Source organism: Paraburkholderia sp. JHI2823 (assembly GCF_038900695.1).
Classification (GTDB): domain Bacteria; phylum Pseudomonadota; class Gammaproteobacteria; order Burkholderiales; family Burkholderiaceae; genus Paraburkholderia; species Paraburkholderia mimosarum.
Map to the genome: position 1 here is coordinate 37,515 of NZ_JAYMRY010000005.1, position 23,673 is coordinate 61,187.

Here is a 23,673-nt window from a genome sequence, read left to right on the forward strand (position 1 = left end):
GCTCAGCCGCCCTCGTCCTCGAGATCTTTCGGGTACACGCGCACGAGCACGATGCGCGGCCCCTTCATCTTCTTCACGACGACGTCGAAGCGGTCGAACGCCACGCGCTGCCCTTCGGCAGGCAGATCGTTGAGCGCGTGAATCACGAGGCCCCCCACCGATTCCGCGCGCCCCTCGTCGATGTCGATGCCGAGGGCCTGCTCCAGCGACACCACGGGCAGACTGCCGCGGCCCATCAGCGTGCCGTCGTCCATGCGGGTCCAGTCGGTGTCGGCCTGGTGGAACTCGTCGTGAATCTGGCCGACGAGCGCGCCGAGCAGATTGTCGAGCGTGAGAAAGCCCGCCGGGCGCGCGCCCTTGTGCCCCACGAGCGCGAAATGCGGCGCGCCCTTGCGAAAGCGCCGGAACAGCGCGAGCGCGGGCGTATCGGGCCGCACGTATTGCACGGGACGCACGAACTTGCCGAGATCGTCGAGCGCATTGCCCGCCTCGCGCGCGAGCAGCAAATCCTTCAGATGGATGAGGCCCGCCACGCGCTCGCCCGAGGCATCTTCGAACAGCGGGTAGCGGCTGAAGCGGTGGCGCGCCACGATCTGCATGTTCTCGCGCAGCGACAGGTCGCGGCGCAGGCCCACCATCTCATGCGTGGGCCGCATGAGGTCGGAAATGGTGAGACGCGAGAAGTCGAGCGAATGGGCGAGCGTGTTCCATTCGTCGGCGCTATAGGCGTTCGCGGCAAGCGCGGGGCGCCGCGGCTGCGCGCCGGTTGCGCCGGTCGAACCATTCGCGCCGTGTGTGCCGTTTGCGCCGTTGCCGCCGTACTGCGCCTGCAGGGCGTCCACCGCCTCCGCCTCGGCCTCGGCGGCGGCGCGACGGCTGCGCAGGATCAGCTTGAGTTCGTCGGTCGAATAATGCGTGTCGTGGCCGTGTTCGGACGACAGGCCCGCGAGGCGCAGCACAGCGTTCGCGCTCGAATTGAGCATCCAGATCGCCGGATACATGGTCCAGTAGAAGCCATAGAGCGGCATGGCCGCCCACAGCGAAATCTTCTCGGCCTGGCGAATAGCCAGTGACTTCGGCGCAAGCTCGCCCACCACGATGTGCAGGAACGAGATGACCGTGAACGCGAACACCAGCGAAACAGCGTGCACCAGCTGCGCCGATTGCACGCCGAACCACTCGAAGACTGGCGCGAGCAACTGCGCGAAAGCCGGCTCGCCGATCCAGCCAAGACCGAGCGAGGCGAGCGTGATGCCGAGCTGGCAGGCCGAAAGATAGGCGTCGAGCTGGCCATGGACTTTGGCGAGCAGCCGGCCGCGCAAGCCATGCTGATGCGCGAGGCTCTGCACGCGCGTGGCGCGCAGCTTGACGAGGCCGAATTCGGCCGCGACGAAGAAACCGTTGAGGGCAACGAGCAGAAACGCCCCGACGAGGGCGAGAAGCTGGATCAAGACAAAAGGCTCCGAAAGACGAAGCGCTCAGTATAAGGGGTGCAAGCTGAATGAAAGGCGCCGAAAGACGGCGACGCGTTGCCCGCGCGCCGCCAGCGTGCATTCATGCACCGTTGAGCGGCACATTCAGCGCAAGCGTGACGGCCTCGCCCTCACCCAGCACGGAAGGCGCTTCGAAGCGGCCACCATGCGCCTCGGCCACGCGCTGGCACAGCGCCAGCACCCAGGCGTAGCGCCCCGCTTCCTGCTGCTCGCTCGCCTGGGCGCGCGCGAACCGCTCCAGCACGTGCGCCAGCGTTTCGTCGGTGAGCAGCCGGGGCGAGGCTTGCCATTTCACGGCGAACTGCGCCGCAGTCGCCGTCGCGCCCGCCGTGAGCGCCACGCTCGCGCCCTGCGGGCTCGTTTCCGCCGCGAAGACCAGCATCAACCACAGCGCCTGCGCGATGCGCTCGCGGTCGCCGTCGAGCATCGCCGCGCCGGTCGCGTCCTCCACCTCGAAGCTCACGCCTCGGGCGTCGCCCAGCGCGATGCGGGCATCGTCGGCGGCTTCGGGGATCAGCACGGTGGGCTCGAACGGCGCGCGCGCGATGCGCAGCTTGCGCGTTTCTGCACGTGTGGTATCGACGAGCGTTTCGATCAGCTGAACCTGCTGCTCCACCCCCGTGCGAATGCCGCCCAGCGCGCGCTGGGCGGCCGTGTCGGCGTTGTCGATCTTGCGTTCGAGCACATAGGCCCAGCTATGGATCGCGTTGAGCGGGCTGCGCAGATCGTGCGAGACGCGCGACAGCACCTGATCGCGCATGAAAAGCGCTACCTCGGCGCACAGACGCGCCGTGCGTTCGGTACGGGTTTGCGAAAGCGACACCATCGGATTCCTCGTGTTTCGCCTCTAGCCAGGCGAGCGGTCCTCATTATAGGCAGGGGTAGGCCGCATTCCCCGTGCCTGAAGCGGGCCTATACGCCATGTCCTGCAAAGCGCCTACAATAGCGTGCTAATTTCATCCGAATCAGGAGTTTTCCATGTCTAGCGTGACCACCGCATCCGGCCTCAAGTACGAGGACCTGACCGAAGGCACCGGCGCCGAAGCGAAGGCCGGCCAGAGCGTCACCGTGCACTACACCGGCTGGCTCACGGACGGCCAGAAGTTCGATTCGAGCAAGGACCGCAACGATCCGTTCGCCTTCGTGCTCGGCGGCGGCATGGTCATCAAGGGCTGGGACGAAGGCGTGCAGGGCATGAAGGTGGGCGGCGTGCGCAAGCTCACGATCCCGCCGCAACTGGGCTACGGCGTGCGCGGCGCGGGCGGCGTGATTCCGCCGAATGCCACGCTCGTGTTCGAAGTCGAGTTGCTCGCCGTTTGAGGGCGCCCGGCGCGCTTGCCTGCTCTGCAGCCATAACGTTCATGACGACTCCCCATCAGCACACGCCCATCAATGCGCCGGGCGTCGAGTTGCGCCGCTATGGCACGACAGAGGCAACCGATCTGCACGATTTTCACCAGATCGTGCTCGGCCTCGACGGCGAGATGGAGATGACCGTGAACGGCCTGGGCGAGCGTATCGACCGCTGTTCCGCGTGGCTCATTCCGGCGGGCGCGCGGCACGACTATTCGGGCATCGGCGATAACCGGCAGCTCGTGCTCGATCTGCCCGCCGCGACGCTCGCGGTACCCGAACGGCTTTTCGACACCGCGCGCGCCGTGCGCCTCGACCCGGCGCTCACGGAGGTCGTGCGCCAGATCGCGCAGCGCGCCGCGACGGCACCGCCCCAGAACAGCGCCGACCTGCGCGCGCGCCGCTTCCACTGGGACACCTCGACGCGCCTGTGCGCGGCATTTCTCGCGCAAACCGGTATCGCCACGGACGCGGAATTCGGCGCGGCGGCCGGCCTCGATTTCGCGCGCATCGACCGCTGGTTGCGCGCGCATCTCGGGGAGCCGCTGCGCATCGCCGATCTTGCCGCGCATTGCGGCTTCGGCATGCGGCGCTTTCATCAGCTTTTTATCGAAGCGTTCGGCGAGACACCGCATCGCTATCTGCAGCGGCTGCGCCTCGACACTGCGCTCGCGCTGCTCGCCGACCCGCGCGCCTCGCTCACCGACATCGCGCTCGAAGTGGGCTTCGGCGACCAGAGCGCATTCACGCACGCGTTCACGCGCCGCTTCGGGCTCGCGCCGGGACAGTGGCGGGCGTTGCCGCCGCACTGAGCGCATCGGACCTGCATGATCCTGCGTTGATCCCGTATTGATCCTGCATTGATCCCGACAGGCACGCGTTGCACGTGCCGCTCGCCTCATTCATCGAAGCGATATTCCCACTGCGCGCTTGCGCCCACCGCCACGCGTTCGCCCGCGCCCGTCACGACCATGGCGTTCTGGCCGAACGTGAGGCCGCCGTTCACGCGCGGGTCGGCGCGAAACACGGCTATCGTGTCGAGCGGTTCGGCGGGCCACTGCGCGTCGCGCTCGCCCGTTTGCTGATCGATCGTCGTGATCGGGCAGCGCGCGCAGGGCTTCACGAAGCGCAGGACGATCTCTGAGCCGCCATTTGCGGATTCGATGGCGAGCGTGTCGATAAAATCTTCTTCGAATGCCTCGCCGACGTCGCCGACGACGATGTTCGGACGAAAGCGCGTCATCGGCACGGGCGGCGCACCCTTCGCCGCGAGGCGCTCGTTGAGCTCCGCGAGCGACGCCTCGCTCGTGACGAGAATCGGAAAGCCGTCGGCGAATTGCGTGGGTACGTCTTCGCCGTTCGTCCACTTCTTGCTCGCGAGACGCTTCACGTCGTGCGCGAACCGCAAGAGGCGCACCGGCACGCCGATCGCCTGCGTGAACCACTGCGCCGCGTGATCGCCTTCGTCGAGCGCCTCGAAGGCGTCGTCCCAGACCGAGGCCGGCACACGCGCCTCATTGCCGCGCGGCGTGAACGGCAGATGGAGCGCTTCACGCATGCCCTCCATCGTGAGGCGCACGCCGTCTTCGACGAACGCCGGCACGATGCGCGCCATCGCCGCATATTCGCGCTGCGAAACGAACCGGCCGGCTTCATCGACGACCATCCAGTGGCGGTCCCACTCGATGCCGCTCAGGCCGAGCTGCGCATGTTCGAGCGCGATTGCACCGCATGATTTCACGGGATAGACGAACAACGCACGAACCGTGGCCATAGCGGACGATATTCCCCGAGCGGGTTACTCCACCGAGAGTTGCAGGTGCAACTGCGAACGCGCGCCGCCGTCCATCGCGTCGCTCGCGGCGTCGCGGTCCGACTGCGCCTGGGGCGCGAGGCGCGCCGTCTCGATGTTGTCGAGGTAAGTGCTCGTGATGTCGCCGGTGATGTAGTCGCCGTCGAAGCACGATGCCTCGAAGTCCTTCAGCTCGGGGTTGATGTCGCGCACCGCCTGCTTGAGCGACTCCACGTCCTGGTACACGAGGTAATCCGCGCCGATGATGCGCGCAACTTCCTCGTCCGTGCGGCCGTGCGCCACGAGCTCGCCGCGCGTGGGCATGTCGATGCCGTAGACGTTCGGGTACTTCACGGGCGGCGCCGCCGAAGCGAAGATCACCTTGGTCGCGCCGGCGTCGCGCGCCATCTGCACGATTTCCTGCGAGGTGGTGCCGCGCACGATCGAATCGTCAATGATCAGCACGTTCTTGCCCTTGAACTCGATGCCCATGGCGTTGAGCTTCTGGCGCACCGACTTCTTGCGCATGGCCTGGCCGGGCATGATGAAGGTGCGGCCCACATAGCGGTTCTTGAAGAAGCCTTCGCGATATTCCACGCCGAGCTTGTTCGCCACCTGCATCGCCGCGGGGCGCGACGAATCGGGAATCGGCATGACCACGTCGATCTTCACGTCGGGCAGCTCGCGCTTGATCTTCTCGGCGAGATAGTCGCCCATGCGCAGGCGCGCGTTGTACACGGGCACGCCGTCGAGCACCGAGTCCGGACGCGCGAGGTACACGAGTTCGAAGATGCAGGGATTCAGCGTCGGCGCCGTGGCGCACTGCTGCGAGTGGAAGTTCCCTTCGAAGTCGATGAACACCGCTTCACCGGGGCGCACGTCGCGCACGAATTCGAAGCCGATGCCTTCGAGCGCCACCGACTCCGATGCAACCATCCACTCGGTGCCTTCCGGCGTCTCGATCTTGCCGACGCACAGCGGGCGAATGCCGAACGGGTCGCGGAACGCGAGCAGGCCGTAGCCGGCGATCAGCGAGACGATGGCGTAGGAGCCGCGCAGGCGGCGGTGCACGCCCGCAACCGCCTTGAAGAGCGCCGATGGATCGAGTTCGAGGCCCGAGGTCGCGAGCTGCACTTCGTGCGCGAGCACGTTGAGCAGCACTTCGGTATCGGAATGTGTGTTGATGTGGCGGCGGTCCACACGGAACATCTCGTCCTTCAACTGTTGCCAGTTCGTGAGATTGCCGTTGTGAGCGAGGACGATGCCGAACGGCGCGTTCACGTAGAACGGCTGGGCTTCTTCTTCGCTCGACGCCGAGCCGGCCGTCGGGTAGCGCACCTGGCCGATGCCGCTGGTGCCGGGGAGGCTGCGCATGTTGCGCGTGCGGAACACGTCGCGCACCATGCCGTTGGCCTTGTGCATATGGAACGTGCTGCCGTTCGCGGTGGCGATGCCGGCCGCGTCCTGACCGCGGTGCTGGAGCAGCAGCAGCGCGTCATAGAGGAGCTGGTTGACGGGAGAGCGGGAAACTACGCCTACGATGCCGCACATGGCAGGTCCTTCAAAAAAGCGAAATCGGTAGCGGCTCGCCCGGGTTCTTCAACACCGGCCGGACGCCGCAAATGGGGCAGTGTTACCGGCAAACGCCACCTGCATCGCGCCGATCAGTTTCTGATCAGACGTGAACGTAGGTCGCGAGCGCCTCGGGCAACAGCGGTTTCAGTTCGAGCACGCCCTGCACGGCATAGGGCCGCAGCAGCGCGTGGCGCCAGAAGTCCTGCTGGGGCAGCTCGGTCAGCCCGCCGAGGACGACGAGGATCAGCACCAGCACGACGCCTCGCACGACGCCGAACATCATCCCGAGCGAACGGTCCACGCCGGACAATCCGCTCACCTGCACCAGACGGCCGATCAGTGCGTTGCCCACGCCGGCCACGAGCACCACGGCAATGACGATCAGCGCGAAGGCGATCAGCCACTGGGTGAGCGCCCCACCCGGCCAGTTCGCCGGAATCCAGGGCACCACATGGTCCACGTAGCGGCAGGCCACGAGCAACGCCGCGATCCAGCCGATCAATCCAAAAATCTCGCCGATGAAGCCCCGCCACGCGCCCCGCAGCGCCGACAGACCTATCACCGCCATTACAGCGTAGTCGAATGCGGTGAACATCGGCGGGTTATTCCGCGTTGCCGTTCGAACCCGCCATCAGGCCGGCGCCGCGTACTTTCGCGATCGCCGCGGTGGCCGACGCGCGGTCCGGGAACGGGCCGGCGCGCAGGAGCGTGCGCGTCGTGCCGTCTGCTGCCTTTCGCTGCTCTACATATGCGGGCACGCCCGCCGCTTTCAACTTCGTGACCCAGTTGCGCGCCGTCGTCTCGTTCGAAAAGGCGCCGAGCTGCACCGCGAAACGCGCGCCCGGCGGCGCCGCCGGCGTTCCTGAGTCGGCTTTCGCGCCGTTCGCGTCGCCGGTGTCCGCGCTCTCGGCCGCGGCGGTGCTCTGCGTCTTGCCGTGCGCGGCGACAGCCGTGCCAGCCGAAGCCGCCTGCTGAGCGGCGGGCTTGCCGGCGTGCGCGGGCTGCGTGGCGCCTTGGGCCGCATCGGCCGATTGGGTCGATTGGGTCGATTGGGTCGATTGGGTCGATTGGGTCGATTGAGCCGGAGCGGTTGCCCCTTGCGCGGACTTTTTGGCGGGTGCTGCGGGGGTCTTTTCGGTGTCTTGCGCGGTCTGGGCGGTCTGCGCGGCCGCAGCGGCCGCGAGGCCCGACGCGCCCGGCGTGGCAACGGCTGGCGCGGGATTGTCGGGAGCGACGCCGGCTTGCGTGTCTTCGGCGTCGTGGCGCGCGGCGGCCTTGGCGGCCGGGCGGCTCGGGATGTCGATGGCGATATCGTCGGTGACGGGCTTCGGGTGCGAATCGAGCACCATCGGCAGGATCACGATGGCCGCGAGCACCAGCGCGATCGCACCGACGAGGCGGCGGCGCGCGCGTTGCTTTTCAGGGAGCGTGGGGTCGAGCAGCATTGCCTCGGCGTCCCCCGACCGGTCCGGCCGGCGGCTGCGCCGTTCCACGCGCGTGCTCGGGTTGCTACGCCGGCTGGGGCCGGACTCAGCGCCGCGCCGGCGGGGCGCGTGCGCATCATCTTTTTTGCCGAACGAGAAAATTCCCATGTATGGCTTGCTGTTGGCCTACCTGGCCTGTCTTGCGTGGGCGGCGTGCGGTGCCGGGCGGTCAGTGCTGCTGCGATTTTCGCCAGGCCATGACCCCGGCGACTGTCAGGAAACTTCCAAAGACCAGGATTCTATCATTTTCAGTAGCACGTTTTAGCGCATCTTGAAACGCGGCAGCGGGGTTTTCGTAGCGCGTCACGCTGCTGTCGGCGCCATCGGTCACCCCCGCGTCGCGCAGCACCGCCTCGAGCTGTTCGGCCGTGGCGGCGCGCGGCAGCGGCAGACCGGTCACGCACCAGTGGTCGATCTCGCCCTTCAGATGTTCGACCACGCCCGCGATGTCCTTGTCGCGCATCGCGCCAAACACGGCGTAGGTGTACGGAAAATAGCCCATGCTGCCGAGGTTCTGCGCGAGCACGGCCGCTGCATGCGGGTTGTGGCCGACGTCGAGGATGATCGAAGGCTTGCCCGGCAGCACCTGGAAGCGGCCCGGCAGCTCGACGTTGGCGAGGCCGAGTCGGATGTCCTGCGCCGAAACCGGCAGGCGGTCGCGCAGCGCTTCCAGGCCTGCGAGCGCCGCCGACGTGTTGATGAGCTGGTTCGCGCCGCGCAGCGCGGGATAGGCGAGCGCCGAGCGCCGCATCGTCGGGCCCACGTAGCTCCACTGCTGGCGCTCGCTGCCCGGCTGGCCTTCGTAACGGAAATCGCGGCCGAAGAGCCACAGTTCGGCCCCGATCGCCTCGGCATGATCGATCAGCGATTGCGGCGCCATCGGGTCGGCGCAGATGGCCGGCTTGCCAGGGCGGAAGATGCCGGCCTTCTCGAAGGCAATCTTCTCGCGCGTGTCGCCGAGATATTCCGTGTGGTCGAGGTCGATGCTCGTGATGATCGCGCAGTCGGTGTCGAGCACGTTGACGGCGTCCAGACGCCCGCCGAGACCCACTTCGAAGATCACGGCGTCGAGCCTGCGCGAAGCGAACAGATGCATGATCGCGAGCGTCGTGAACTCGAAATAGGTGAGCGTCACCGGCTTTGCGAGTGAATTGCGCGCGGCTTCCACGGCCTCGAAGTGCGGCAGCAGCTCGGCGTCGCTCGCCTGCTGGCCGTCGATGCGCGCGCGCTCATTGAACGCGAGCAGATGCGGCGACGTGTGGCAGCCCACGTGATAGCCGGCCTTGAGCAGGATCGTTTCGAGGATCGCGCAGGTCGAGCCCTTCCCGTTCGTGCCGCCGACCGTGAAGATCGGACATGCGAACTCGAGGTTCAGCGCGTTCTTCACCTGGGTGATGCGGTCGAGCCCCATGTCGATGCCGACCGGATGCGCGGTTTCGAGATGCGTGAGCCACGCGTCGAGGGTGGGAAAGGTACTCATCGGGATAGAAATGGCCAGGTGCTGCGCGTGAGACGCCTTAGCGGGCGTTCGGTTCACGCGGATCCATGTGAACTTCGCACGAACGATCCGCTTGGAAAGAACGGCATTATCGCGGAAATGACAACGCGCCGGTTGCTTTCGCTCGCGGCGCGTTGGGGTCAAGCGGTGCGGCCTACGGCAACCGGTAGCGCCGCGGATCGCTCGAAGCGGGGCTCAGGCCACCGCGTCAGCAGGCTGGCGTTGCAGCAGCGCCAGCATTTGTGCGATTTCGTCGCGCAGCTTGCGGCGATCGACGATCATGTCGATCGCGCCCTTCTGCAGCAGGAATTCGGCGCGCTGGAAGCCTTCCGGCAGCTTTTCGCGCACGGTCTGCTCGATCACGCGCGGGCCGGCAAAGCCGATCAGCGCCTTCGGCTCGGCAATCACCACATCGCCGAGGAACGCGAAGCTCGCCGATACGCCGCCCATGGTCGGGTCGGTCAGCACGGAGATGAACGGCAGCTTTGCGTCGGACAGCTTGGTCAGCATGGCCGTGGTCTTGGCCATCTGCATGAGCGAAAGCAGGCTTTCCTGCATGCGAGCGCCGCCCGAAGCCGTGACGCAGATGAACGGCACCTGTTGCTCGAGCGCGTTCTGCGCGCCGCGCGCGAAGCGCTCGCCGACCACCGAGCCCATCGAGCCGCCCATGAACGAGAACTCGAAGCAGGCCACCACCACGGGCAGCGTGCGGATCGCGCCGCCCATCACCACCATGGCGTCGGTTTCGCCGGTTTCGTCCATCGCCTCTTTCAGACGGTCCGGGTACTTGCGGCTGTCCTTGAACTTGAGCGCGTCGACCGGAATGATCTCCTGGCCGATTTCATAGCGGCCTTCCGGATCGAGCAGGCCGTCAAGACGCTCGCGTGAGCCGATGCGCATGTGGTGATCGCACTTCGGGCAGACGTGGAGATTCGCCTCGACGTCGTTGCGGTACAGGACCGCCTCGCACGACGGGCACTTGATCCACAACCCTTCCGGAATGCTCTTGCGGCTTTTCGGATCGGTTTGCTTGATCTTGGGCGGCAGCAGTTTGTCGAGCCAGCTCATTGATTTTCCTTCTTTGACCATCGTGATGCGGGCGCGGGGGATCGGTTCAAGCTCTTGAAACCGAGCGGGTTCCGACCCCGGCCGCGCATGGCGAAAAGTGGATTTTACAGCACTCTTCGTTCCAGCCAACAGCGTTGGCCGACAGCCTCAGCCGACGGAAACTTCGTCCAACGCTACACGAATGCCGGTGATGAACTGCGTCAGCGTGTCGGCGGCCGTTTCCGGCGACGCCTGTTCGAGCAGTTGCACGATGCGGCTGCCGATCACTACGGCGTCCGAAACCTGCGCGACGGCCGCAGCCGTTTGCGCATCGCGAATGCCAAAGCCCACGCCGACGGGCAGCGAGACATGCTTCTTGATCGCCGGGATTTTACTCGCGATGCTCGTCACGTCGAGATTGGCCGCGCCCGTCACACCCTTGAGCGATACGTAATAGACATAGCCGCTCGCGGCGCGCCCGACTTCGGCGATGCGCTCGTCCGTGGAGGTCGGTGCGAGCAGGAAGATGGGGTCGATATCGGCGGCCTTCATCTTTGCGGAGAAATCCACCGATTCCTCGGGCGGATAGTCCACCACGAGCACGCCGTCCACGCCCGCTTCCTGCGCGGCCTGCGCGAACGCTTCGGCGCCCATGCGCTCGATGGGGTTTGCGTAGCCCATCAGGACGACGGGCGTCTTGTTGTCGGTTTCGCGAAAGCGCTTCACGTCGGCGAGCACGCTCCTGAGCGTCACGCCCTTCTCGAGCGCGCGCTCTGACGACTGCTGGATCACGGGGCCGTCGGCCATCGGGTCCGAGAACGGGACGCCCAGCTCGATGACATCGGCGCCGCCGGCGGCCAGCGCGTGCATGAATTCGACAGTGCGCGCGGGATCGGGGTCGCCCGCCGTCATGAACGGGATCAGGCCTTTGCGGCCTTGGGCGGCAAGCGCCTCGAACGTGGTCTTGATACGGGACATTTCAGGGTCCTCAGTTTTTGGGTGTCACTGCGCTTGAGTCCGGCGGCGGCGCATCAGGCGCCGGCCGCGACGGCGCTCGCGGCCGCGCTCACGCGTTCGCGCGCGATCGCGCAGTAACTTTCGTTGATTTCATAGCCGACGAATTCGCGCTGCTGACGCGCGCAAGCGACTGCGGTGGTGCCGCTGCCCATGAACGGGTCCAGCACGCGGCCGCCCGGCGGGCAGCTCGCGAGCACCATGCGCTCGACGATCTCCAGGGGCTTCTGGGTGGGATGATCCACGCGCTCCGCGTGCTGGCGATGCAGCCGCGAGACGGACCAGACGTCCTTGGGGTTGTAGCCGAGCTCCAGCCACTTGCTGCCTTCGAACAACTTGCGCGAACGCGCCTTCTTCGTGGCGGCATCGTAGGGGATGCGGACGGGATCGAGATCGAAGTAATAATCCTTCGAAACCGCGAAGAAACCGATGTTGTCGTGTACCGACGTGAAACGGCGCGTCGTGCCGCCCATGCTGGGCACGCGACGATCCCAGACGATCTCGTTGATCATCGTGAGTTTCGACTTGAGATAGACGAAGATCTCGGGCGCGTACTGCCACGTGCAGAACACGTAGAGCGAACCCGTGGGTTTGAGCTTCGGTATCGCGAGATCGAGCCATGCGTACGTCCAGGCGAGGAAGTCCTCGCCGGAACGCATGTCGGAGTCGTTGCCGTAGTCCTTGCCGAGCCCGTAAGGCGGATCGGCGACGATCAGGTCGATCGAGGCGTCGGGCAGATTCGCGGCATCGGTCAGAAAATCGCGGTTCTGGAGCCGGATGGTGGCGGGCACCGTGGGCACAACGACAGCGGCCTGGGCAACCGCTTCGGCGGCTTCCAGCGCAGCCGCTTCGGCGTTCACCTCGCCCACGGGTGCCGGCACTTCCGGCTCGTCGAACTCGTCACGCATCGCTTGCGTCGCTCCCGGCGCTCAGAACTGGATGCCCGATCGCTCGGCGACCGTGTGCATGTCCTTGTCGCCGCGGCCCGACAGGTTCACCAGCAGGATCTTCTCCCTGGGCAACGTGGGCGCGAGCTTCGCCGCATAGGCGAGCGCGTGGCTCGATTCGAGCGCCGGAATGATGCCTTCGATACGGCAGCAGTCGTGGAAGGCCTTGAGCGCCTCCTCGTCGTCGATCGTCACGTACTGCGCGCGGCCGCTGTCCTTGAGCCACGCGTGTTCGGGGCCCACGCCCGGATAGTCGAGACCCGCCGAGATCGAATGCGTCTCGATGATCTGGCCGTTCTCGTCCTGAAGCAGGTAAGTGCGGTTGCCGTGCAGCACGCCAACGGTGCCGGCGGCGAGCGAGGCGGCGTGGCGGCCCGTCTCCATGCCGTCGCCCGCGGGCTCGACGCCGATCAACTGCACCGAACTATCGTCGATGTACGGATAAAAGATGCCCATTGCGTTGGATCCGCCGCCCACGCAGGCGATCACGGAGTCAGGCTGGCGGCCCGTCATTTCGGGCATCTGCACGCGGCACTCGTCGCCGATGACGCGCTGGAAGTCGCGCACCATCATGGGGTACGGGTGCGGCCCTGCGACGGTGCCGATGATGTAGAACGTGTTTTCGACGTTGGTGACCCAGTCGCGCATGGCTTCGTTGAGCGCGTCCTTGAGCGTGCGCGAGCCCGACTCCACGGGAACGACGGTCGCGCCCAGCAGCTTCATGCGATAGACGTTGGCGGCCTGGCGGCGCACGTCCTCGGCGCCCATGTAGACCACGCACTCCATGCCGAAACGCGCGGCGATGGTCGCGGTGGCCACGCCGTGCTGGCCCGCGCCGGTCTCGGCGATCACGCGCGGCTTGCCCATGCGCTTGGCGAGCAGCGCCTGGCCGATCACGTTGTTCACCTTGTGCGCGCCGGTGTGATTCAGGTCTTCGCGCTTCAGATAGATCTGCGCGCCGCCCAGCAGCTCGCTCCAGCGTTCGGCGTGATAAATCGGCGACGGACGGCCGACGAAATGCTTCAACTCGCGCCGATATTCGGCGACGAAGTCGGGGTCGTCCTTGAATTTCGCGTAGGCGACGCGCAGTTCGTCGATCGCCTGCATGAGGGTTTCGGCAGCGAACACGCCGCCATAGGGGCCGAAATGGCCTCGTTCGTCGGGCAGATTGTACATAAGTCACTCACTGGGCCGGTCCTCTGAGGCCCACGTTGCGTGGGCCGCGCCGGCCAAAGGGGCATGCGCCCCGGATTCATCCCGCGTCCGCTTCGCGCACTGCGCGCACGAACGCCGCCATGCGGGCGTGATCCTTCACGCCCTTTGCGCCCGGAACCTCGATGCCACTGGAGACATCGACGGCAAACGGACGCACCTGGCGAATCGCATCACCGACGTTTTGCGCGTTCAAGCCACCACTCAAAACGGCCCGACGCGCGAGACCTGCGGGAATAAGTGACCAATCGAAGACCTTTCCGCCGCCGCCGTAACCTTCGACATGGGTGTCGAACAACAGGCCGCTGGCTGATGAATAACGATTTGCCGATTCTATCAAATCGGCCTGCTGAGTATCGGCCGCCACCCGTAGCGCGCGCAACCAGGGCAAACCGGCAACGGAGGCGAGCGACTCGCACTGTTCCGGCGTTTCGTCGCCGTGGAACTGCAGCATGGTAAGCGAGACGTTGCTCGCCACTTCGCTCATCCACTGGGGCGTGGCGTTCACGAAGAGGCCCACCACCGAGACGAAAGGCGGCAGGTCGTGCGTGAGTTCGACCGCCTGCGCCACGCTCACCGAACGCGGGCTGGGCGGATAGAACACCAGACCGACGGCGTCGGCGCCGAGATCAACGGCGTGCGCGACCGCCCTGGGCGTCGAAAGTCCGCACAGCTTGATGCGGGTGCGGTGCGCGGCGGCGGGTTGGTCGGCGGACGTCATGGTTCTCGATGCGGTGTCGTTTCGTTGATTCAAGCGGCTGGCGGAGCTTCAGGCCTTGCCTTCCGGCGCGTCGCTCCAGATCGCGCTCCACGGCACGCTGGCCGTATGCGGCGCGGGTACCGCGAACTCGTCAGGATAGCCTACTTGCGCGAGATAGAGGCCGTCCGGCATGAAGGTCGGCGCGGCCTGGGTGCGGTCGCGCCCCGCCAGCACCTCGGCTAGCCAGCCAGCCGGATAGCGCCCGCGCCCCACCGCGACGAGGCAACCCATCAGGTTGCGCACCATGTGGTGCAGGAACGCATTGGCCCGAAACCGGAAGTGAATGAAGTCGCCCTGCGGCCGGATGTCGATCTGGTACAGGTGCTTCACGGGCGTCTTCGCCTGGCACTCCGACGAACGGAACGCCGAAAAATCGTGCTCGCCGATGAGATGCGCGGCCGCCTCGCGCATGGCCTCGACGTCGAGCGGCGTGTGGATCCAGCCCGCACGCGCGGCCAGCATCGGCGAGCGCACGGCGTTCACGTAGAGCACGTAGTAATACGTGCGCTCGAACGCCGCGAAGCGCGCATGGAACGCATCGGGCATGGGCTTCGCCCACTGCACGGCCACCGTGGACGGCAGGAACGCATTCGTGCCGCGAACCCACGAGAACGGCGTGCGATCGAGGTCGGTGTCGAAGTGGACCACCTGACCGAGACCGTGCACGCCCGTGTCGGTACGGCCCGCGACGATCGTGGGCAGCGGCACGGTGGCGAACTCGCGCAGCGCGCGCTCGAGCGCGTCCTGCACCGTCTTGCCATGCGGCTGTGACTGCCAGCCGCAAAACGCGGCGCCGTCGTACTGGATTCCTAGCGCGATACGCATACGGCTTGCGGCAGCGGCGTCACGAGAGCGGCGCGAGCGTCGACAGCAGCGCCTGCGCGTCGCTGCGCGTGGCGTGGTCGTTCGACTCGATCACTTCGTTGATGAGCGAGCGCGCACCGGCCACGTCGCCGAGCGCGATGTATTCCTTCGCGAGGTCGAGCTTGTTGCGCGCGATGCGCGCAAGCTGTTCGGGCGTGAAGACGGGCAGCGGCTCGGCGGAATCTGGCGGCAGATTCAGGTCGAAGTCGAGTGTGAGCGCGCCAAAGCGCGGCGCGCCGAGGCCCGCGAGCGCGCCTGCGCCCGCCGTGCCCGCCTCGATGGCCTCGCCCGCCAGCGGCGGAGGCGGCTCGAAGAACGGCGACGACAGACGCGCCGACGCTTCGGGCGTGGCGGCCGGCTCGGTCGAGAGCGGCGCCATGGGCACGACCGGCTCGCCCGGCTCCACGATACGCGGCGGCAGGGGCAGGTCGATGCCGCCCAGCGCTTCTATCGCATCGTGAGGGAATGCGATCGGCACTTCGGGATAGCTCGTGTCTGCCGGGGGAACCGCGGTGGTTGAGGGTACTTCAGGCGCGACTCGCCCCACCGACGGGCGTTCGAACGCTTCGGCCACGTGCTGAGGTTGCGCGATGGGCGGCTCGGCCTGCGGTGTTTGCTCCGTTTGCTCCGTTTTCGGTGCGCCCTCGGCGAAGTCCACCGCGTCCGCCGGCGCGGCGGCGGGCTCCTTGGCCTGCTTCACCGGCTCTTCGAGTGCGCGGGCACGCGCCTCGGCGTCTTCGGCTGCGCGCGATGCAGCGACGCTTTCGGGCGGGAGCGCCTCGGCGCCGAGCTCTGCGGCGGCGGCGAGGCTAGCCGCTTCAGTCGCGCCGGCGACGGTCTGCGGCTCCTCCGCTTCAACACCGTGTGCCGCCTCGTCGTGCGACGGGCGGGTTGCCTGCGCTTCGGGTGCCGGATGCAGCGTCTCAGTGAGCGTCGGCGGAAGTGCTTCGACGTCGTGACTCGGGGCAGCGGCGGCGTGTGCGGACGTTTCGTCGTGTTCCAGCGGCGCGGATGAGACGACGGGCGTCGGCACCGGGGTGATCGATACGGCGTCCTTATCGGCCGCGACCGGCGGCGCCTCCTCGTTCACAGCCGGGCGATCCCCGTCGTGCGCAATCGGCTCGCGCGATACCGGAGGCTGCCCGGCCGCCGCTTCTGACGCAGTCTCCTGCGTTTCAGACGTGGCCTCCGAAACCTTGCGCCTGCGCGTGAGCAGGCGCACGAACAACGCCAGCAGCGCCACGACGATCGCGCCCACGGTGCCCATGGCCACCGGCGAGAGTTCCGGTTGACCGCGAGTCGCGCCGCCGTTTTGCACGGGCGCGCCGCCCGGCAACGCAGCCGAACCTGCGGACGCAGCACCCGCCGTCTGCGCTGGCTTGCCGATGCCGTGCTGTTGCAATGCCATCAGCACGCGGTTCTTCAAAGCGAGGAGTTGCTGCAGGCTGGAGACCGGCACGGGTGCGCCCTTGGCGCCTTGAGCCGACGCGGCGCTGGCCGGCGTCGCCTGGACCGCCCCGCTCCAGACGTGCGAGTCGCTGGCGGCCGAGGCCGGCGCTGCAGCGCTGGCGCCCGCCACTGCCGCCCCGGACGCGCCTAGCGCGGCCGCCTCCGGACCGCTCGCCGCGACCGCCGCGGACGTTGCCGCAACAGTCGCCGCCGCGCTGGCCGAGCTTGCGCCAGCCGTGGCGGCAGTTGGGGACGACGCAGCCGATGCGGCCTGCGCAGAAGCGCTCGAAGCTGCGGCAGGTGCGCTTTCCGAAGCCGCCGACGCAGCAGGCGCTGTCGCTGCCGTGGCGGGTGCACTGGTGGCCGCCGCACCCGAAACAGCCGTCATGCCAGCCGCCTCGCTGGAGAGATCCGGCGTGGCGGGCACGTTCAGCGTCGCGCCCACACGCATGCGGCTGGGATCCTGCTTGATGAACGCGCCGGGATTCGCTTCGAACAACGCCTGGCTCATGCGCGCGAGCGTCGCCTTGTCATGCGACTGCGTGAGGTCGACGGCCACGTCGTGCAGCGACTGGCCCGGGTGCACGGTGTAATGCCCGGCTGTGCTCGCCGCGGCTGCGGACGCCGCCGCGGGCTGCGCCGCACTCGCGCCGCCCTGCGCGGCAGCAAGGCCGCAAAACAGGAAAGCTGCCGCTGCCACCGTGGCGTGAACCGCGCGCCGCCCCAGGACGCGCCGTGCACGAAACGCGGCGGAATCAGAATCAAATCGAACGATCATCAGTTGCCCTGGCATACCGCTCTTGCGGCTGTCGATCAAATAGGAATGTGCTTTGGGTCGATCGCATCGGCGGATGCAATAAAAAAGCGCCGCGGCTGGCGCGGCGCTTTTCACCCTGCCTACGCGTCATTAGCCGCGTAGTTTAATTCATTCACTTGTCCAGCAGAATGCGCAGCATGCGGCGCAACGGCTCGGCCGCGCCCCACAGCAGCTGATCGCCGACCGTGAACGCCGACAGATATTCGCCGCCCATCGCAAGCTTGCGCAGACGGCCCACCGGCACCGACAGCGTGCCCGTGACCACAGCCGGCGACAGATCGCGCATGGAAGCTTCGCGCTGGTTCGGCACGACCTTGACCCAGTCGTTGGCCGACGCGAGGATGCCGTCGATCTCGTCGAGCGGCACGTCCTTCTTCAGCTTGATCGTGAGCGCCTGCGAGTGGCAGCGCATCGCGCCGATACGCACGCACAGGCCGTCCACCGGAATCGAGCCCGGCTGGCCCATGGCCGGCTTGCCGAGAATCTTGTTGGTTTCCGCGCCGCCCTTCCACTCTTCCTTCGACATGCCGTTGCCGAGGTCCTTGTCGATCCACGGAATGAGCGAGCCCGCGAGCGGCACGCCGAAGTGGTCGGTGGGCATGGCGTCGCTGTTCATCGTGGCGAGCACCTTGCGGTCGATGTCGAGAATGGCCGACGACGGATTCGCCAGATCGTCCTTCACCGACGCGTGAAGCGCGCCCATCTGCGAGAGCAGTTCGCGCATGTTCTGCGCACCCGCGCCCGAAGCGGCCTGGTACGTCATGGCCGTCATCCAGTCGACGAGGTTCTCGCGGAACAGGCCGCCCAGCGCCATCAGCATCAGGCTGACTGTGCAGTTGCCGCCGATGAAGTCCTTCTGGCCCTTGACGAGCGCATCCTTGATGACGTCGAGGTTGACCGGGTCGAGGACGATGACCGCGTCATCCTTCATGCGCAGCGCCGAGGCGGCGTCGATCCAGTAGCCGTTCCAGCCCGCCGCGCGCAGCTTCGGATACACCTCGTTGGTGTAGTCGCCGCCCTGGCACGTGATGATGATGTCGCACTTCTTGAGCTCGTCGACGCTGTTCGCGTCCTTGAGCTTCGTCTCGTTTTTGGCGAACGACGGAGCCGCACCGCCTGCGTTGCTGGTGCTGAAAAACACCGGTTCGATCAGGTCGAAATCACGTTCTTCCTGCATGCGCTGCATCAGCACGCTGCCGACCATGCCGCGCCAACCTACGAGACCTACGTTCATGACTAACCCTTGAGATGGACACTTCCCCGCTTCGCTCGCCCGGCGTGGCCGCGCGGGGAAGATGGGCGGGCACGACGAGCGATCAACGAATGGTGATCGTTTTGATAATCGTTTTCGTGGTTTTAGTGGTGATGGCGAGCGAAATCGCGCGGGCCGTGCCGCGGATGTTCGTAACAGTCGTGATCGGGGAGATCTTCGCCATCGGTGCAATATACACGAAAGAGCCTGATTGCGCGGGAAAAACCGCCAATTCCGCTATTTGCCGCACCCGTTCTTCAGGCGCGCGAATTAAAAAAGGACACGCCTGCGACAGCGTGCCCTTGTACGACCTTACAGCGCTGCGACCACCGCGTCGCCCATGGCCGCCGTGCCGACCTGCTTGCAGTCGGGCGTGACGATGTCGGCGGTGCGATAGCCTTGTTCGAGCACCTTCTTCACCGCGTTCTCGATGCGGTCCGCCTGTTCAGCACGACCCAGCGAATAGCGCAGCATCATGGCCGCCGAAAGAATCGTGGCGAGCGGGTTGGCAATGCCCTTGCCCGCGATGTCGGGCGCCGAGCCGTGCGACGGCTCGTACAGACCCTTGTTGTTCTTGTCGAGCGAGGCCGAAGGCAGCATGCCGATCGAGCCCGTGAGCATCGCGGCTTCGTCCGAGAGGATGTCGCCGAACATGTTGCCGGTCACGACCACGTCGAATGCCTTGGGCGCCTTCACGAGCTGCATCGCGGCGTTGTCGACGTACATGTGCGAAAGCTCGACGTCCGGATATTCCTTCGAGACATCGATCATGATGTCCTTCCAGAACTGCGACGTTTCGAGCACGTTGGCCTTGTCGACCGAAGTGAGCTTCTTCTGGCGCTTTTGCGCCGCCTGGAAGGCGACGTGCGCAATGCGGCGCACTTCGGGCTCCGCATAGCGCATGGTGTCGAAACCTTCGCGCGCGCCCTTGAAGAGCCCATCTGGCGCTTCGCGCGTGCCGCGCGGCTGGCCGAAGTAGATGTCGCCGTTCAACTCGCGCACGATCAGGATGTCGAGGCCCGACACGATTTCCGGCTTGAGCGACGAGGCGCCCGTGAGCTGCGGATAGCAGATCGCCGGGCGGAAGTTCGCGAACAGCTCCAGGTGCTTGCGCAGGCCGAGAATGGCCTGTTCGGGGCGCAGCGCGCGCTCGAGCTTGTCGTACTTCCAGTCGCCCACGGCGCCGAACAGGATCGCATCGGCGGCCCTGGCGAGCGCGAGCGTCGTCTCGGGCAGCGGATGGCCGCTCGCCTCGTAGCCCGCGCCGCCCACGGGCGCCTCTTCCATCTCGAACTTCTCGCCCAGTGCGTTGAGCACCTTCACGGCTTCCTTGACGATCTCGGGACCGATACCGTCGCCCGGCAGCACTGCAATCTTCATCCTGTGATTCCTCGCTCGGTTTGCTTTTCAGTGTGCTGCTCAGAGCACGCGGTTGTTGAGCCACGGCTGGCGCGCGAGGCGCTCGGCTTCGTACTGGCGGATCTTGTCGGCGTGACGCAGCGTGAGACCGATGTCGTCGAAGCCATTCAGCAGGCAGTAACGGCGGAACGCCGCGACTTCGAACGGATATTCCTTCGAGCCGTCGATCGTGCGCACGACCTGCTTCTCCAGATCGACCGTGAGCTGGAAGCCGTTGAACGCGTACGTTTCGTTGAACAGGTGATCGACGTCCGACTCGGGAAGCACGATCGGCAGCAGCCCGTTCTTGAAGCAGTTGTTATAGAAGATGTCCGCGAAGCTCGGCGCGATGATCGCGCGGAACCCGTACTGATCGAGCGCCCACGGCGCGTGCTCGCGCGAGCTGCCGCAGCCGAAGTTCTTGCGCGCGAGCAGCACCGATGCGCCCTTGTAGCGCGGCTGGTTCAGCACGAAGTCCGGATTGAGCGGACGCTTCGAGTTGTCCTGGCCCGGCTCGCCGTGATCGAGGTAACGCCATTCGTCGAAGGCGTTCGGGCCGAAGCCGGTGCGCTTGATCGACTTGAGGAACTGCTTGGGGATGATCGCGTCGGTATCGACATTCTCGCGATCGAGCGGCGCCACGACGCCGGTGTGTACGATGAATTTTTCCATGATCCGTGATCCTGAGCCTTACCCCAGCTTGCGAATGTCGACGAAATGGCCCTCGATCGCCGCTGCGGCGGCCATCGCCGGGCTCACGAGGTGCGTGCGCCCGCCCGCGCCCTGGCGGCCTTCGAAGTTGCGGTTCGACGTGGACGCGCAGCGCTCGCCCGGCTCCAGCCGGTCGGCATTCATCGCGAGGCACATCGAGCAGCCCGGCTCGCGCCATTCGAAGCCCGCTTCGGTGAACACCTTGTCGAGGCCTTCGCGCTCGGCTTGCGCCTTCACGAGACCCGAGCCCGGCACGACCATCGCGAGGCGGATGTTCGGCGCCACGCGGCGGCCCAGCTTCTTCACGACGTAAGCGGCGGAGCGCAGGTCTTCGATGCGCGCGTTCGTGCACGAGCCGATGAAAATCTTGTCCGGCTTGATCGACTCGATCGGCGTGTTCGGCTCGAGCGCCATGTACTGCAGCGCGCGTTCCATCGCGTCGCGCTTGACCGGGTCCTTCTCGCGCTCGGGGTCGGGCACGCGGCTGTCCACGGCCGTGACCATTTCCGGCGACGTGCCCCACGTGACCTGCGGGACGATGTCGGCGGCGCCAAGCTCGACCACGCGGTCGAAATGCGCGCCTTCGTCGGAGCGGAACTCCTTCCAGTACGCGACGGCCTGCTCCCACTCTGCGCCTTGCGGCGAGAACGGACGGCCCTTCAGATACTCGATCGTGGTCTCGTCCACGGCGACCATGCCCGCGCGCGCGCCGGCTTCGATCGCCATGTTGCAGACGGTCATGCGGCCTTCCATCGTGAGGCCGCGGATCATCGAGCCGCCGAACTCCATAGCGTAGCCCGTGCCGCCCGCCGTGCCGATCTTGCCGATGATGGCGAGCACGATGTCCTTCGCCGTGCAGCCGCGCGGCAACTGGCCCTCGACCTTCACGAGCATGTTCTTGCTTTTCTTCTGCAGGAGCGTTTGCGTGGCCAGCACGTGCTCGACTTCCGAGGTGCCGATGCCGTGCGCCAGCGCGCCGAACGCGCCGTGCGTGGAGGTGTGCGAGTCGCCGCAGACGATCGTCATGCCCGGCAGCGTCGCGCCCTGTTCCGGACCGACGATGTGCACGATGCCCTGGCGCTGGTCGTTCATCTTGAACTGCGTGATGCCGTAGGAGTCGCAATTCGAATCGAGCGTGTCCACCTGCAGCTTCGAGACCGGGTCGGCGATGCCGTGGCTGCGGTCGGTCGTGGGCACGTTGTGGTCGGACACGGCCAGGTTCGCGCTGATGCGCCACACCGGGCGCTCGTGCAGCTTCAGACCTTCGAAAGCCTGCGGGCTGGTGACTTCGTGCAGCAGATGACGGTCGATATAGAGGAGCGTCGTGCCGTCGTCTTCCGTGTGGACCACATGCGAGTCCCACAATTTGTCGTAGAGCGTCTTTGCCATGATGTGCGGGGAAATGTATGACTGCGGGGCAATACAGATGTGTACCGATTATGCCACGCGAAGCCCGGCCACCACAGATCCAGCAGAGAAAAAAGCGATAAAAAACAGGGAGTTGGGTGGTAGTCGCGATACCTGTATCAGCGTTACCCGTCGAGCGGCATGCCGCTACGCGCGAAGACGGGCAAGCTTGCCGCCAGGGTGCTCGGGCGACCGGACGCCGGGACAAAAAGAGATGCGCCGGCCCGAACGGCGACCGGCGCATGGTGACTACCGCTGTGAGTGGCGGAGCGACATGGGCTTCGAATCTCGCGACACAGGGGGGGCCGCTCGACCGACGTCCATACCTGTCTAACGGCAATCTGGCGCAAGGGTTTAATCCCAAAAGAGGCGCCGCGAGGCAAGGATGTCGGCGAACTGCCGCCGGTGCGGCATGAGTCAAGGCGGGAGGCCAACGTTATTACATAGTCATACTGACTATTTCTCGCCGATTCCCTGCCTTGCGCGACAGATCCCTCCACGTCGCTTGGGTGGACCACTGAAAAAACAGGCATAAGGTTTGCGTGGCAGGCTCGGCCACAGGAAGTTCCACTTTGTGGTTCCATAACACTAACGAACAACGCCGCGGCCGACCCGGCAAACACGGAGGCTCCATGCCACTCGCAATCCGCACCGCGCACACGCGAACAAGAAGAACGAACGCAACGGCGTCGCGCCGCTCGCGGGCCTCGCCCATCGCCTTCCTCGCGACCCGGCGCGCGCCACTCGCTGTGGCAACGTGCGCCCTCGCCGCGCTCGCACCGCGCGCCGAGGCGCAAACGCCCTCGCCGCTCGGCGAATGGCAATACTCCGCAGGCATCCCGCTCGAAAAGCTGTTCGAGCCGAACCGCCCAGACCTCGAGGCGCAGATCGGCGTGGGCGCGGCCTTCCAGCCGCGCTACGACGGATCGAACCGTTATCACACGATGGTCGGGCCGAGCATCGACATCCGCTACAAGGACATCCTGTTCGGCTCGACCGGCGAGGGCTTCGGCGTGAACGTGCTGCAGGGACAGAACTGGCGCGTGAGCGTCGCCGCGGCCTACGACCTCGGCCGGCGCGGCCAGGACGATCCGACGCGGCTGCACGGCATGGGCAATATCAACCCGGCGCCCGAAATGAAGATCGCGGGCGAGTATGTGATTTCGAAGGACTTTCCGCTCGTGTTCCGCGCCGCCTTCACGCGCAGTTTTGGCGGCTCGAACGGCTGGACTGCCGACCTCGGCGCCTACATGCCGCTGCCGGGCAGCAATGAGACGTTCTACTGGTTCGCGGGCCCCTCGGTCACGTTCGCCGACTCGAACTACATGCAGAGCTGGTTCGGCGTGACGCCGCAGCAGTCGGCCGCATCGGGCTACCGTCAATACAACGCGAGCGCGGGCCTCAAGTCGGCCGGCTTCGGCATCACGATGGTCTACTTCATCAACGATCACTGGTTCGTGAGCGCCGACGGCGCCATCAAGCGGCTGCTCGGCAGCGCCACGAACAGCCCCGTCATCCGGACGAAGACGGGCGGCGTTTGCGACGTGTCGATCAACTATCAGTTCTAGCGAACCGGCTAGCCTGCCGCAAAACAGAACTA

The 23,673-nt window shown here is 66.3% G+C and carries 22 protein-coding genes; 3 read left to right on the plus strand and 19 right to left on the minus strand.

Annotated features, from left to right (window positions below; translation table 11 throughout):
• Positions 1 to 2: 2 nt before the first annotated feature.
• Both VSR34_RS07850 and VSR34_RS07855 read right to left on the minus strand, forming a co-directional pair.
• Positions 3 to 1,451 carry a hemolysin family protein gene (locus VSR34_RS07850; protein WP_028211071.1) on the minus strand — a complete coding sequence of 483 codons (1,449 nt, stop codon included), beginning with the start codon at positions 1,449 to 1,451 and terminating at the stop codon, positions 3 to 5.
• A gap of 103 nt (positions 1,452 to 1,554) precedes the next feature.
• Entirely contained in the window at positions 1,555 to 2,319 is a 765-nt protein-coding gene (locus tag VSR34_RS07855) for a HAMP domain-containing sensor histidine kinase (protein ID WP_036018519.1), read from the minus strand.
• Between the two features lie 152 nt (positions 2,320 to 2,471).
• Here VSR34_RS07855 and VSR34_RS07860 point away from each other — a divergent pair, with 152 nt between their 5' ends.
• A complete protein-coding gene (locus tag VSR34_RS07860; protein WP_028211073.1) occupies positions 2,472 to 2,813 on the plus strand; it encodes an FKBP-type peptidyl-prolyl cis-trans isomerase in 342 nt (113 codons plus the stop codon).
• A gap of 41 nt (positions 2,814 to 2,854) precedes the next feature.
• Entirely contained in the window at positions 2,855 to 3,658 is an 804-nt protein-coding gene (locus tag VSR34_RS07865) for an AraC family transcriptional regulator (protein ID WP_342962266.1), read from the plus strand.
• 86 nt (positions 3,659 to 3,744) lie between these two features.
• Here VSR34_RS07865 and VSR34_RS07870 read toward each other — a convergent pair whose 3' ends face one another.
• The 17 genes from VSR34_RS07870 to leuC all read right to left on the minus strand — a co-directional run bounded on the left by VSR34_RS07870 (position 3,745) and on the right by leuC (position 22,055).
• Entirely contained in the window at positions 3,745 to 4,620 is an 876-nt protein-coding gene (locus VSR34_RS07870) for an MOSC N-terminal beta barrel domain-containing protein (RefSeq protein ID WP_342962267.1), read from the minus strand.
• Between the two features lie 24 nt (positions 4,621 to 4,644).
• Positions 4,645 to 6,189 (minus strand): amidophosphoribosyltransferase, encoded by a 1,545-nt coding sequence (gene purF / locus VSR34_RS07875; RefSeq protein ID WP_028211076.1) that lies wholly within the window; start codon positions 6,187 to 6,189, stop codon positions 4,645 to 4,647.
• A gap of 124 nt (positions 6,190 to 6,313) precedes the next feature.
• Positions 6,314 to 6,808: a CvpA family protein gene (locus VSR34_RS07880; protein ID WP_028211077.1), complete on the minus strand. Its 495-nt coding sequence runs from the start codon at positions 6,806 to 6,808 to the stop codon at positions 6,314 to 6,316.
• A 7-nt stretch (positions 6,809 to 6,815) separates the two neighbouring features.
• Positions 6,816 to 7,805, minus strand: coding sequence for an SPOR domain-containing protein (locus VSR34_RS07885; protein ID WP_342962268.1), 990 nt, complete (start codon positions 7,803 to 7,805; stop codon positions 6,816 to 6,818).
• Between the two features lie 61 nt (positions 7,806 to 7,866).
• Positions 7,867 to 9,177: a bifunctional tetrahydrofolate synthase/dihydrofolate synthase gene (folC, locus tag VSR34_RS07890; protein ID WP_342962269.1), complete on the minus strand. Its 1,311-nt coding sequence runs from the start codon at positions 9,175 to 9,177 to the stop codon at positions 7,867 to 7,869.
• 213 nt (positions 9,178 to 9,390) lie between these two features.
• A complete protein-coding gene (gene accD / locus VSR34_RS07895) occupies positions 9,391 to 10,263 on the minus strand; it encodes an acetyl-CoA carboxylase, carboxyltransferase subunit beta (protein WP_028211080.1) in 873 nt (290 codons plus the stop codon).
• A 147-nt stretch (positions 10,264 to 10,410) separates the two neighbouring features.
• Positions 10,411 to 11,220 carry a tryptophan synthase subunit alpha gene (gene trpA, locus VSR34_RS07900; RefSeq protein ID WP_028211081.1) on the minus strand — a complete coding sequence of 270 codons (810 nt, stop codon included), beginning with the start codon at positions 11,218 to 11,220 and terminating at the stop codon, positions 10,411 to 10,413.
• A 53-nt stretch (positions 11,221 to 11,273) separates the two neighbouring features.
• Complete coding sequence (locus tag VSR34_RS07905) at positions 11,274 to 12,164, minus strand: site-specific DNA-methyltransferase (RefSeq protein ID WP_028211082.1); 891 nt, start codon at positions 12,162 to 12,164, stop codon at positions 11,274 to 11,276.
• Between the two features lie 21 nt (positions 12,165 to 12,185).
• The gene (gene trpB, locus VSR34_RS07910; protein ID WP_028211083.1) at positions 12,186 to 13,379 is read right to left on the minus strand and encodes a tryptophan synthase subunit beta; all 1,194 of its coding nucleotides are present in this window, start codon (positions 13,377 to 13,379) and stop codon (positions 12,186 to 12,188) included.
• A gap of 76 nt (positions 13,380 to 13,455) precedes the next feature.
• Positions 13,456 to 14,136: a phosphoribosylanthranilate isomerase gene (locus VSR34_RS07915; protein ID WP_028211084.1), complete on the minus strand. Its 681-nt coding sequence runs from the start codon at positions 14,134 to 14,136 to the stop codon at positions 13,456 to 13,458.
• Positions 14,137 to 14,184: 48 nt separating this feature from the next.
• Positions 14,185 to 15,000 carry a tRNA pseudouridine(38-40) synthase TruA gene (gene truA / locus VSR34_RS07920; protein ID WP_028211085.1) on the minus strand — a complete coding sequence of 272 codons (816 nt, stop codon included), beginning with the start codon at positions 14,998 to 15,000 and terminating at the stop codon, positions 14,185 to 14,187.
• 19 nt (positions 15,001 to 15,019) lie between these two features.
• Positions 15,020 to 17,188 carry a FimV/HubP family polar landmark protein gene (locus VSR34_RS07925; protein WP_342962270.1) on the minus strand — a complete coding sequence of 723 codons (2,169 nt, stop codon included), beginning with the start codon at positions 17,186 to 17,188 and terminating at the stop codon, positions 15,020 to 15,022.
• Between the two features lie 229 nt (positions 17,189 to 17,417).
• Complete coding sequence (asd, locus tag VSR34_RS07930) at positions 17,418 to 18,539, minus strand: aspartate-semialdehyde dehydrogenase (RefSeq protein WP_028211087.1); 1,122 nt, start codon at positions 18,537 to 18,539, stop codon at positions 17,418 to 17,420.
• A gap of 82 nt (positions 18,540 to 18,621) precedes the next feature.
• Entirely contained in the window at positions 18,622 to 18,756 is a 135-nt protein-coding gene (locus tag VSR34_RS07935) for a hypothetical protein (RefSeq protein WP_342962271.1), read from the minus strand.
• A gap of 113 nt (positions 18,757 to 18,869) precedes the next feature.
• A complete protein-coding gene (gene leuB / locus VSR34_RS07940) occupies positions 18,870 to 19,937 on the minus strand; it encodes a 3-isopropylmalate dehydrogenase (protein ID WP_028211088.1) in 1,068 nt (355 codons plus the stop codon).
• 39 nt (positions 19,938 to 19,976) lie between these two features.
• Positions 19,977 to 20,627 (minus strand): 3-isopropylmalate dehydratase small subunit, encoded by a 651-nt coding sequence (gene leuD / locus VSR34_RS07945; RefSeq protein ID WP_342962272.1) that lies wholly within the window; start codon positions 20,625 to 20,627, stop codon positions 19,977 to 19,979.
• A gap of 18 nt (positions 20,628 to 20,645) precedes the next feature.
• Complete coding sequence (leuC, locus tag VSR34_RS07950) at positions 20,646 to 22,055, minus strand: 3-isopropylmalate dehydratase large subunit (RefSeq protein ID WP_028229789.1); 1,410 nt, start codon at positions 22,053 to 22,055, stop codon at positions 20,646 to 20,648.
• 650 nt (positions 22,056 to 22,705) lie between these two features.
• Here leuC and VSR34_RS07955 point away from each other — a divergent pair.
• Positions 22,706 to 23,641 carry a MipA/OmpV family protein gene (locus tag VSR34_RS07955; protein ID WP_028211091.1) on the plus strand — a complete coding sequence of 312 codons (936 nt, stop codon included), beginning with the start codon at positions 22,706 to 22,708 and terminating at the stop codon, positions 23,639 to 23,641.
• The last annotated feature ends 32 nt before the right edge of the window (positions 23,642 to 23,673 follow it).